The sequence below is a fragment of the Oceanispirochaeta sp. genome (assembly GCF_027859075.1).
In the GTDB taxonomy this organism is placed as follows: Bacteria; Spirochaetota; Spirochaetia; order DSM-2461; family DSM-2461; genus Oceanispirochaeta.
The window spans coordinates 1-11915 of record NZ_JAQIBL010000282.1; the positions used below are offsets into that span (position 1 = coordinate 1).

9 protein-coding genes are annotated in these 11915 nt (G+C 45.1%); 2 read left to right on the forward strand and 7 right to left on the reverse strand.

The window, feature by feature from the left end:
• The 7 genes from PF479_RS15675 to PF479_RS15705 all read right to left on the reverse strand — a co-directional run.
• Positions 1–1328: carbon starvation protein A (locus tag PF479_RS15675; protein ID WP_298008338.1), on the reverse strand; the 1328-nt coding region annotated here is incomplete at its 3' end.
• 108 nt (positions 1329–1436) lie between these two features.
• A complete protein-coding gene (locus tag PF479_RS15680; protein WP_298008340.1) occupies positions 1437–2213 on the reverse strand; it encodes a LytTR family DNA-binding domain-containing protein in 777 nt (258 codons plus the stop codon).
• The gene (locus tag PF479_RS15685; protein WP_298008342.1) at positions 2210–3919 is read right to left on the reverse strand and encodes a LytS/YhcK type 5TM receptor domain-containing protein; all 1710 of its coding nucleotides are present in this window, start codon (positions 3917–3919) and stop codon (positions 2210–2212) included. Before PF479_RS15685 ends, PF479_RS15680 begins: the two co-directional genes overlap by 4 nt.
• Positions 3920–4013: 94 nt before the next feature.
• Complete coding sequence (locus PF479_RS15690) at positions 4014–4946, reverse strand: carbohydrate kinase (RefSeq protein WP_298008345.1); 933 nt, start codon at positions 4944–4946, stop codon at positions 4014–4016.
• Between the two features lie 12 nt (positions 4947–4958).
• Positions 4959–5984: a LacI family DNA-binding transcriptional regulator gene (locus PF479_RS15695; RefSeq protein ID WP_298008347.1), complete on the reverse strand. Its 1026-nt coding sequence runs from the start codon at positions 5982–5984 to the stop codon at positions 4959–4961.
• A 151-nt stretch (positions 5985–6135) separates the two neighbouring features.
• A complete protein-coding gene (locus PF479_RS15700; protein ID WP_298008350.1) occupies positions 6136–7326 on the reverse strand; it encodes a response regulator in 1191 nt (396 codons plus the stop codon).
• 1 nt (position 7327) lies between these two features.
• Positions 7328–10231 carry a PAS domain-containing hybrid sensor histidine kinase/response regulator gene (locus PF479_RS15705; RefSeq protein WP_298008353.1) on the reverse strand — a complete coding sequence of 968 codons (2904 nt, stop codon included), beginning with the start codon at positions 10229–10231 and terminating at the stop codon, positions 7328–7330.
• Between the two features lie 150 nt (positions 10232–10381).
• Between PF479_RS15705 and PF479_RS15710 the strand changes: the two genes are divergently transcribed.
• Positions 10382–11017 (forward strand): class II aldolase/adducin family protein, encoded by a 636-nt coding sequence (locus PF479_RS15710; protein ID WP_298008356.1) that lies wholly within the window; start codon positions 10382–10384, stop codon positions 11015–11017.
• Positions 11018–11064: 47 nt separating this feature from the next.
• Complete coding sequence (gene deoC, locus PF479_RS15715; protein WP_298008358.1) at positions 11065–11829, forward strand: deoxyribose-phosphate aldolase; 765 nt, start codon at positions 11065–11067, stop codon at positions 11827–11829.
• Positions 11830–11915 lie beyond the last annotated feature (86 nt).

The window sequence follows — 11915 nt, forward strand, 5'->3', positions numbered from 1 at the left end:
GAAGGAGACAGTTTTAATCCTTCAGGAGCCTGCAGAATATATGTAGTCACAACGGCAGACATAAATGTGGCAGGAACGGTAGCAATCCAATGGAATTTCTTGTTTCTAAGCATGTACACTGCGGCTGTCCACAGAACGATGGTGGCCAGGGTCTGGTTGGACCATGCAAAGTATCTCCAGATAATGGAGAAGTCGATGAAGTTCAGAGAAAATCCAACGGCAAACAAAGGGATGGCAATCATCAATCTGTTCATGATGTTTTCCTGCTTCAGGTTCAATGAGTCCGCAATGGTCAAACGGGCAGATCTGAAGGCCGTGTCTCCCGAACTGATGGGACAGGCAACAACGCCCAGCATGGCCAGCATTCCGCCGACTGTTCCCAGTAGGCCTACGGAGATTTCTTTAACAACAAGGCCGGCTCCGCCTTGACCTATAACAGCAGCCAGACCGTCAACTCCTCCAAAAAAAGTTACAGAAGCAGCAGCCCATACCAGGGCGATAATCCCTTCAGCAATCATGGCACCAAAGAAAATAGGACGGCCCATCTTTTCATTGGGCAGACAGCGGGACATGATGGGAGACTGGGTCGCATGAAAACCACTGATGGCTCCACAGGCTATTGTAATAAACAGCATGGGGAAAAATGAAAGACCTTTGGGGTGTAGATTGGTCAGGCTGATTTCGGGTATAGAATGTTCACCGAAAAAGAGCATAACTCCCACACCCACTGCCATGATCAGCAGAACAACTCCGAATATGGGATAGATTTTGGCAATGATCTTATCGATAGGCAGGATGGTTGCCACAAAATAGTAGACCAGAATAAGAGAGAGCCAGAACCATTTATTGGCGAAGATACCAGTCATTCCCAAATTTGAAAGGATTCCCGCAGGACCCGCCATGAATACAGTTCCCACAAGGAGAAGCAGGACAACGGAGAAGACCCTCATGACCTGTCTCATCCCGTTTCCAAGATAAATCCCGGTGATTTCAGAAATACTCTTACCATCGTGGCGGACACTCATCATACCGGAAAAAAAGTCATGAACAGCACCGGCAAAAATACATCCGAAGACGATCCACAGGAAGGATGCAGTACCGAAAAGAGCACCCATAACGGCACCATAGATGGGACCGAGGCCTGCAATATTCAAGACCTGAATGAGGAAGATCCTCCAGGGTTTCAAGGGAACAAAATCCACTCCGTCCTGCTGAGTAAACGCAGGGGTTTTCCGTTCGGGTTCAATTCCGAAAATCTTTTCTACGACTTTACCATACACAAAATAACCGACAACCAGTGCGGCCAGACAAACAAGAAAACTGATCATAGTGACTCCTTAGATTCAACGTGAGATCACTTTAGGAATATTTTGAAAAGGACGTGTTGAGTTTTGGAGTGAATGGTAGAAATTCGGGAGTGAATGGTAATGAATGCACTAATCCATATGAAAAAGAGTCTTTAATTCAGCGGTCCTGGATCGGCTGACCGGGATAAGCTCTTCCACATGTTTCAACTTGATGCGGTAGGCATTGTTAAACCATGGCTCAACAGCTTCTACATAATTCAGATTCACAGAATAGCTTCTATGGCATTTAAACAGTGTATCATCAGATATAAGTTCTTCCAGATCACTCAGGGATTTCCTGTAGGTAAAAGAACCGTCCTTTGTATAGATCCGGGAATACTTATCCTCGGCAGTCATCATAAGGATGTTGTCAAAATCAATAGGAATGAACCGCCCGTCATAATAAACTGTCAATTTCCTGATATTCTCTTTGCCGCCAGACAGATTCTCATTGTTGAATAGACTCTTTATTTTCTGTTCAAAATCCGAGATCCCATCCTCTTTCATTAAACGGTTTCGGCCACGGTTCAGAGCTCGTTCCAAACGATCTTCCTCTATGGGCTTCAGAAGATAATCGAGAGCGTTAACATCAAAGGCTTCGATGGCAAACTGATCATAGGCTGTTACAAATATAATCTGAGGAAAATGGGAACGGTCCAGAATCTGACGGGCCGTTTCCAGGCCTGTCATACCGGGCATCTGAATGTCCAGAAGGATAAGGTCCACCTCCTCTTTTTCAAGAGAAGACAGGGCTTTCATACCATTCTCGGCCTGGGCGACGACCTTTACATCCGGTTGTTTTTCCAAAAGCCAGCACAGTTCATCCCGGGCCGGTTTTTCATCATCTACTACAAGGACCCTGATCATAAGGCAGATCCTGAAGGAATAAAAATGCGGGCTGTTGTACCTGCCCCTTCTTCACAGCTCAACTGCAGATCGGAAGAAGGACCATAGAGATTGTGCAGCCGCTGCCTGATATTGACCATGCCGATAGATTTAGCGGGCCTATCCTCAGGATCATCACAGAATCCTTTGTCCCGAATCCCCAGACCATTGTCATGGACTGTCAGAACAGTCCCTCCCGTGACGGATTCTGCCTTGATGGTCACCGTGCCCCCATCGGGACAGGGCTGAATACCATGAATCACAGCATTTTCAACAAGCGGCTGAAGCAGCAGGGGCGGCAGATCCAGATTCAGATCCGGCTGGATTTCATACACGACTTTCAGACGTTCACCGAAACGGGCCTGTTCTATCTCCAGGTAAGCCTTTATATGCTTAATCTCGATCTCAAGGGATACGGAAGTATCTCCGTCCTGAAGATTGTTCCTGTAAAATGTTGCCAGATGAACCAGAAGTTCCCGGCCTTTTTCAGGGTCGGTACGAATCAGAGAGACAATCGTATTGATGGCATTGAAAAGAAAATGAGGATTGATCTGAGCCTGAAGGGCCAGCATTTTGGCTTGACGGAGGAGCTGCTTCTGCTCATCAAGACGGCTCAGTTCCAATTGAGAAGAAATCAGAGTCGCCAGTCCACGGGCCGTTTCGATGTCCGCCTGATTGATGGCATTCTCCTGCCCCTTGTAAAGCTTCAGTGTGCCGATGCATTCGGAATCCCTGAGAAGAGGGGCAATGACGGCAGATTTTAGAGCGCAGTCAGGGTGATAGCAACCGATTTCTTCCTGAGTTGCCGCTGTCATTAAAATGCCCGCCCGCATGGCTTCCTTGGTCATCCTTGTGAGAATCGTCTGGCTGGCTTTATGATGGTCCTTGCCGGCACCGGAATGAACGAGTACCCGGTCCCGATCTGTGAAAGAGACTGCGATCAGAGACATCTCCTTGCGGATAATTTCCGCCGCAGCCGATGCGGTTTCATGATTCAGACCTCTCCTGAACAAAGCCAATGTCTGGTCTGCAATCTTCAGAACCTGATGAGACTGGCGGGCAGCCATCCTCTCTCCTTCACTGAAGAGATTCTCAAATACAAGGATGATCAGAGAGCAGCCGATGGAATTCGCTGCAATCATGGGGATGCCGATAACCTTCACCAGGTTGACCGCATCCGGAAAAGGCCTTGCTGTCATCAGAATCAGAACCATCTGCATGACCTCAGCGGTGGCGGCCGCTCCCAGAGCAAACAATGGTTTCCTCACTGAGCGGTAAAAAAGGGGACTCAAAAATCCCGCCAGGGCTCCTTCTGCTATGGTTGAGAGCATACAGGATATCGCCGTGAAACCGCCTACATCGATGCCCCATCTGTGAATCCCGGCGATCAGTCCGGCAAAGATTCCGACAACAGGTCCTCCCAGAAGTCCACCGACAAAAACAGGAACCATCCGGGCGTTGGCCAGGGCTCCCTGAATAGGCACGCCTGTGTAGGTTCCCACCGTCCCCAGTATCCCCAGAACAAGAATGGGAAACAGAAGATCCCGGGTGTTATGATTCTGATTCCGATTCCGGATCATTCTGGTAAACATGCCCAGGCGGGATAACAACAGAGCGACTATGATATTCAGCCCGGTCTGCTGAACCAGGGCGATAATGATCTGAATGATGAGTTTATCACTGTGCATAGGAGAAGTATAAACGGGAGCGTCCCCGGTGAAAAGGGAAATCCCGTTGACAAAATTGAGAGGGACGGTTTAATGGACGCCCCTCCTGTTTCATTCAGAGCTGAATGCTCTCCATTTCATCCCGGGTCGGCGGATTGGCTCCGCTGCGGCTGCAGTTGATACCGGCGGCTTTATTGGCAAAGTCACCCAGTTCTGTGAGTTCATCCCGGCTCAGGGAACTTATCTCATCCCTGGTAAAGAGCCCGCGGAGATGAAACCAGCTCAGCATGGCACCGTGAAAGGTATCCCCCGCCCCGATTGTATCAGCCACGGGAAGATCAAAGAGAGGAGATGTGACGGTATGATCTTTTGTGATCAGTCTGGCACCCTTCTTACCCTCTGTTAAGGCAACCAGAGGAACACCATAAGAAAGAATCCGTGCAACTCCAGCATCAAGATTCATTGAAGGATAGAGCCATTCAAAATCTTCATCACTCAGTTTTACAATGGAACAGACCTTACAGAGCTCCTCAAATCTTTTAATGTATACACCTTTGTCCGGGACAAGAGAAGGCCGGATATTCGGATCAAAGGAGAGGAGATATCCGGAACATCTCTTGATTAGAAAATCGCTGAGTACAGTTCCGCAAGGTTCCTGAGACAGTGAAATTGAACCGAAATGAATGATCCTGGTATCCCCGGGAAGGGACAGTTGATCCAGTTCACCCTTCCTCCAGGACTTATCAGCGGTCTGATTTGCAAAAAAGGCGTATTTTGCCTGACCGTCATTCTGCTTCTGCACAAATGAAAGGGTACTGGATTCATCGGTACGGATAACCAGCTTTGTTCCTACAGAATTTTTATTCAGATGATCCATCAGCTGATTTCCAAACAAATCCGTACTGACCCGGCCCAGGTACTGACCGGGAATGCCCATTCTCGCTATGGCAACGGAAGTATTGTAGGGAGATCCCCCTGGAAATCCTATAAACTCCAAACCTTTCTGACTGACAAAATCGATCAATCCTTCTCCTAAACTGATAATCATAAACCCCTCCTGTTATGGTATTGAAACTCTCTTATTATCCTTGCTGCCGCAGGAATCACGTACAATAATCTCACAGCTGTGAATGACATTCTTTTGCTGTGCACTGCTTTTGCTTTCTATCATTTGAATTATCATATTAATGGCAGATCTGCCAATCTGTTCCGTTGGTTGACGAACCACAGTCAAAGGCGTTTTTAAAAGGGTCAGCCAGCGGGCATCATCATAGCCGATCATCCTGAGATCTTCGGGTATTTTGATTTTCAATTTCTCGGCGGCCAGAAAGGAGGTGTAGGAAAGAACCTCGTTTGTACATAGGAGTCCATCCGGCCGCTGCTGTTTCAGCCAATCGGCCAAAGAGTCAACTGATTCTCTCCGATGTTCCGTCCTGTATACACAAGGATCAAGGGCAAACCTGTTTATGCCCTTCAAATACCCTTTGAAACGTTCTCCCATGGTATAAAACTCATCTCCATATCCAATAAATCCGACCTTTCTGCATCCCCTGTCCAGAAGGATCTCCGTGACTCTTTGAGCAGACCCTTCATTATCAATGCCAATAAAACAGCCTCTGGCACTTTGAGTCTTCCTGTCAATCTGGACATAGGGTTTAGAGGAATGATTCTCCCACTGAAACTCTTTATATTGATTTACCGGAGAAATGATTAATCCGTCGACTCCCTTCTGGAGGAGCAAGTTGATGTATAGATCTTCTTTCTGACTGCTGCCTTCGGAATCGCAGAGCATAATATTATACCCCTGGTCACTGGCAATCTTTTCAATGGACTTGACGATCTCCGAAAAGAAGGTCTCGCTGATATCAGAAAGTATGATCCCGATTGTTTTTGTCCCCTTCCCTTTGAGACTCCGGGCCAGAATATTCGGCTCATACCCGAGCTCAGAGACAACCCTGAGAATCTTGTTTTTCGTTGACTCTTCTACAAGGCGGGTTCCATTTAAGGCGTGAGATACAGTGGTGACTGAAACACCCACTGCCTGGGCGACATCCTTCATGGTGATGCGATGTGTTGTTCTGTTCATACTATGACATCCAGCCCCTCAAACCTTCCCGCAATCGTTTGGCCAATCGTTTACACAGTTTTACATGGAACTATTTGTCTGTCAAGATTGACCGCTCAATCTTCACCCGAAGATGCTATCTGTAAGAAATGAGAAGGCCTCCGAACTCACATTAAATCATCGGAATATTAATAATCATTGTTCCCTTCGTTCCGGACACTGCATCAATCTTTCCTTTAAAATGTTCCTTGATCAATAAATGTGCTGCAGTCAATCCTGACCCCTGTCGCCCTGGTTTGCTTGAAAAACCAAATTTAAAAATCTGCTTTATTACTTTTTCCGAAATCCCCGGACCCGAATCCAGAATGGATATAATCAGATGATTTTCCAGAATACTGATACGAATAGAACAAGTATGATGTTCAAAATCCTCCTGAATCGCATCCAGGGCATTATCGAGAAGGGATAGGAGAGCCTGCTTCAGTGATTTATATCTGTTGGGAAGATTGATATCTCCTTTGATCAACCACTGAATCGTAATCTCATCAGGAATAAGATTTTTCAGATCATCAAACAGTGCCTTTAGGCTGAGCTGTTCTTTCTTATCATAGGCTTCCTCTTGTGGAGTTATTTCAGTAATAATATCGATCAATTTATACTGAAGGTCCTGCAGATTATCATGCAATGTATGAACCGCCGCAGTGACATCCGGGTTAAGTCGATTCTTTTGAGCTTCATTCAGCTTGTCCTGTATATCTTTCAATTTCAGAATTGAACCGGAGCCCATTAGTTCCTCTAAATCATGTATATAATTGAGCAGCCCGGGAATCACAGAAACCAACGGATCAAGTTCGCTTTCTATTGACTGTATCTGGTTTGCCAGATCACTTTTATAAGAGGCATGGCAAACAGCGAGGTTATCAATTCTATTGTTTATAAAGACCCAGGAGGATTTGCTGTCCTCTCTTCCTGTTGATAAAACCTGATCCGATGGAATTATCTGAAATTGGTTCCTGATACGGGAGAGGACGTCCTCGGATGAAAATGGTTTGACAAGATAGTCCTGGGCTCCCAGACTCATTCCCTTGACAACACTCTCTTTGTCATTTTTCGCCGACAGGAAAATAATGGGAATAGATTTTGTCACAGGATTTTTTCGGATTCTCCGGCAGACTTCAAATCCATCGATCGAAGGCATCATAATATCCAGAAGAATCATATCGGGATTTGATTTTTCCAGCATGTCCAGGGCTTCCTGTCCACCCGAAGCAAAACTGAGAGAATAAAGATCTTTGAGTATATTCCCAAGCAATTGAAGGTTAGGAAGCGTATCATCTACAATCAGCAGTCTTTTCTTATCCATCTTATTCATTCCTGTTATTGAGTTTTATCTGGAGATCTTCCAGCATTTCATTCAACTTTGATATATTAAAGGAGCTAATAGCATCCTGCAGTGCATCTGTATAGATCTTACCCTCCTCCCCGCATTGCCGGAGAGCCGGAAGAGCTTCTGTGATATCCGTAAAATCTTTAGTGTCCAATGCTTTTTTAAGCAGAGTAAGCCCCATAGAACTGAGGTTCTCCAGGGACAAGTCACTTCTTTTATCCTGGTTCATTTCTCTGAGGAGTATTGATCGAATAACAGCCACTTTTTTTATTGGTTCAAGATCTTCACAGATAAAAAATTCCCTGTTTGAGATATTCTGATTCGGGATATTCTTCTTGGAAAGTGACTTTATCACAATCAATTTTGAATATTCTGAATACTTTTGGGGTTCCTTTGTCAGGAGGCAGTTCTTCGAAATCATAAACTTTTCATTCAGATCCTTTAATTCATCAACAGGTATAAATTGAAGACGCAACTTCAACCCCAGATCATTCAATTTTTTGGAGAAAAGACTCTCATCGATATAACAGACAAATATTGGATCTGATGAGGTCCACTTTTCCTGGAGGGATATTTTTTCAGTCCTCTTGGAATCAGCCATCTCCATGGGTATGCGAGCGGTGAAACTGCTCCCCATCCATCGATCACTTTTAAGAAGGATCTTTCCATGCATGAGTGTGATCAGTTTATTTGTAATCGCCAGTCCCAATCCTGTGCCTTCAAAATTTCGTGCTTCCTGTTTGTCCTGCTGCTCAAAGAGATCAAAAACAGATTTCTGATCCTCCGGGGGAATACCGAGACCCGTATCAGCAACTGTAAATTGAAGGTATTTTTTGTTGAATTCATAATGGATGAAAAGCTTTATATACCCCCATTTTGTAAATTTCAATGCATTCCCGATGAGGTTAATCAGAATTTGCCTCATCCTAAGAGGATCAAAAATGAGAATCTCCGGTAATGGCTCATAACTCACAAAATCGAAAATCAGTTTTTTATCCTGAGCCTGCAGGTGAAAGAGAGTATAGACCTCGCCGAAAAAGGACACTGTTTCTATTGGAACAGGATTATAGCTCATTTTACCAGCTTCAATTTTTGAAAAGTCGAGAACGTCGTTAATGAGTCCCTTGAGAATTTCACCACTGGAGAGAATGCTTTCCAGGTAGTTTTTCATATCAGGTTCTTCCAGCCGGCCCTTCATAAGTCCGGCAAACCCCAGTACCGCATTGAGGGGCGTTCTTATTTCATGGCTCATATTCGCGACAAAAGTACTCTTCATAATAGAGGCCCGCTCAGCATTATCCCTGGCAAGAATCAGACTTTCTTCCGCTTGCTTCATTGGTGTAATGTCCAGGCAGGTAAAAGCAACTCCACCGGGTTCACCGGCAATATCATCATAAAGTACACAGTTCATAAGTATGGTGAAGGGATCTTGATTTCTATTTACAAGATCCAGTTCGATTTGCTGACTTCTTCTGTTTTTATGGAGAGATGCAATTGTTTCTTTTACAACACTCAACTGTTTCTCGGGAAACAAAACATCAGACTTCTGTCCGGGCAATTCACCGATTGGAATATTAAACAGGTTCTCCCAGTAGGCATTGGCATAACGGACATTCAATTGAAGGTCTGTCAGCATGACGCCATATTCAGCATTGTCAGCAACAGTTTTGAATGTTTCCGCTTCCTTTTCGGCACGCCGATGTTTGGTCGTATCGATATAGACAACGGTGACCCCGATGACGACATCCTGAGAATAAAGGGGTGAAAATATGGCATCGAAGTAGGTCAACTGACCATCTGGAAGTCTATGATGGAGCTCTTGAGATGTGCTTATTCCCTCTAGAGCCATCTTTAAGAACCCGAGGATCTCTTGACCCTTATCATTCTGATGGTCAAGAATTAATTTGTATGGCATACCGCTTTCAATAGTTAATCCGAACTGAGTCTCAATCTGAAATTTATGATGCGAATTGAAGACACGGTAACAAAGGTCCATGTCCAATGAAAAAATACTGATGCCAAAGGAATTATCCAGAATAGAAGAAATTTCCGCCGTGGTATCATCCAGCTGCTTTGAGGTGTTTTTCAGAGCATTCATCAACTTTTTCTGATATCGTTTAAGCTTGACGTCCTGTTGTATTTTATCTGTTACATCCTCCATTATCCCCAGAAAACTGTGACTGGAGTCGACTTCCTGGGCTATGGGAGCGAGAATTGTATGATAATACCTCATTCCGGTCACGCTTTTTATATACTCTCCTGGAAAATCATAATACAAACGGGTCTGTTGTATCTGATGAACAGCTTTTCTGTGTCGCTTTACAGTTTCCATATCAAAAACAGATTCAAGGGATTTCCCCAATATATCCTTCTCGGAAAACCCGAAAAAACTGGTCATCCTGGGATTCCAGAGAGTGAGTTGAACGTCCTGATCATGAAGGTCAAACATATAGATACCGATAGGTAGGCGTGTGATAAGCTTAGAAAAAAAGTTAACTTGCTGATTAAGTTCTCTTTGTTTCAATTCAACATCTGTTTCATTGTAGAGGATCAGGATGCATTCATTCACGTCCTGTTTATGATAATCGGGGATGATGATTAGTTTAAAAAAAGACTCCCTGCTTTTGTAATCAACGACCAATCTTCTTTTAATTACGGCTCCCTCCTGAAAGCATGAATTCACCGCATCAACAATGCCCCGGACAGATTCTGGAAACAAGGAATTGATAGATTCTGATCGAATATCGAAAGAGTCTTGAATATTGAGTGATAAGAATGATTCAAACGCCTGATTCTGATAAATGATCATAAGATCCCGATCTACCACAGCTACCTGATCATGAAGACAGTTGAGAAGTTTTTGATAGAATTCCTTTTCCATTATAACGCTCAAGAGCATACCACCAGTCTTAAAGTCTATATAAGTAGCAGGGATTATCAAGGAATAACTTGTTGTTAAACCTATTGTTTAATAACCAGGCACATCCTTCCATATACTTGTAATAAACTATGTCATCTGTATAATTCTGATATGAGATTTAAAAAACAACGAGAGGCCGTGGCCTCCACTATGCGCAGGCTGTACAGCCAGGGTCTGACGACCTGTTCCGGAGGAAACATCAGTTTCCGGGTGGATGACCACCATGTTCTGATTACTCCGGCGGCTCTGGATAAAGGGATAATCAATTTCCGACAGATTGCCCTGATGACCCTGGAGGGAGAAAACCTGACTCCCGGACTAAAACCTAGTATCGAAACAGGGATGCATCTCAAAATACTGAGGAGCCGGAAGGATATTTGTACCGTTGTTCATGCCCACCCTCTGAATGCCAGCCTGATAACCGCGGCCGATACTCCGTTCATCAGGACGGACCTGCTGGCAGAGGCTCGCTACCTTCTTATGGAACCGGTGTTTGCACCCTATGCTCTGATGGGTACCGAAGGTTTGGGAGACAGTGTATCAAACGCTCTTTCTGAAGGGGCAGTCGCAGCTCTACTCGAAAATCACGGAGTATTGACCATTGGGAACTCTCTGCTGCAGGCTTTTGATCGCCTGGAAGTCCTGGAAGCAGCTGCGGAGATGACAATCAAGATCAAAGGAGCTGTGAATGTTACCCCCCTGAACGACCAGCGTCTGACAGGTATCGACGGTATGCATGCGGGATAGCAAGGTTCCCTGATACATGATTATTGCTTCAAAAAAGGAGAAAAACTATGCCCCTCACACTTAAGGACATGGCGAAAATGATAGATCACTCCCTCCTCCATCCGACAATGACAGACAGAGACCTGACTGAAGGATGTGAACTGGCTCTAAAGTATGATACCGCCTCGGTATGCATCAAACCCTATGCCCTACCCCTGGCCTGCGGCATACTCAAAAGCAGTGATGTACTGGTTGGAACGGTCATCAGCTTCCCCCATGGAAACAGTAAAACAGCCATAAAGCTAAAAGAAACAGAACAGGCTCTGAGTGACGGCGCTGTTGAAATAGACATGGTCATCAACATCGGCAAGGCCCTCGGTGGAGATTGGGCTTATGTGGAAGATGAAATTCGAAGACTCAATACAATGACAGTCTCTGCCGGAGCCATTCTGAAGGTTATCTTCGAGAATGATTTTATGGAAAATGATGAAATAATCAAACTCTGCGAAATTTGCTCTGATACAGGTGCCGCCTTTGTAAAAACCTCGACTGGCTACGGTTTTGTCAAACAGGACAACGGTATGTACAGCTACAAAGGGGCCACAGCGGAACATTTAAAGCTGATGAGAAAAAACAGCCCCGACTCGGTAAAGGTGAAAGCCGCAGGAGGAGTCCGGACACTGAAAGATATGGTCACAGCCCGTATGATGGGGGTCAGCAGAATCGGGGCCACCGCCACGGCAGTCATTCTGGATGAAGCGGAAACCCGGCTGAGCAAGGGTGAGAAGCTGGAAGATCTGGCTGACAGAGAAATCAGCGGAGGCGAATACTAAAAGAGAACAGCCTGTCTTTTTTGCTTTACATCCGGCACTGGAGTATGTAGTCTAAGTATCCCATGGTACCGCAGGAACACTGTTTC

What these genes read in the sequence shown, in the direction of transcription:
- PF479_RS15690 (WP_298008345.1), bottom strand. Translation starts at nt 4,946, where the DNA reads ATGATTATCAGTTTAGGAGAAGGATTGATCGATTTTGTCAGTCAGAAA.
- PF479_RS15695 (WP_298008347.1), bottom strand. Translation starts at nt 5,984, where the DNA reads ATGAACAGAACAACACATCGCATCACCATGAAGGATGTCGCCCAGGCA.
- PF479_RS15685 (WP_298008342.1), bottom strand. Translation starts at nt 3,919, where the DNA reads ATGCACAGTGATAAACTCATCATTCAGATCATTATCGCCCTGGTTCAG.
- PF479_RS15700 (WP_298008350.1), bottom strand. Translation starts at nt 7,326, where the DNA reads ATGGATAAGAAAAGACTGCTGATTGTAGATGATACGCTTCCTAACCTT.
- deoC (WP_298008358.1), top strand. Translation starts at nt 11,065, where the DNA reads ATGCCCCTCACACTTAAGGACATGGCGAAAATGATAGATCACTCCCTC.
- PF479_RS15680 (WP_298008340.1), bottom strand. Translation starts at nt 2,213, where the DNA reads ATGATCAGGGTCCTTGTAGTAGATGATGAAAAACCGGCCCGGGATGAA.
- PF479_RS15710 (WP_298008356.1), top strand. Translation starts at nt 10,382, where the DNA reads ATGAGATTTAAAAAACAACGAGAGGCCGTGGCCTCCACTATGCGCAGG.
- PF479_RS15705 (WP_298008353.1), bottom strand. Translation starts at nt 10,231, where the DNA reads ATGGAAAAGGAATTCTATCAAAAACTTCTCAACTGTCTTCATGATCAG.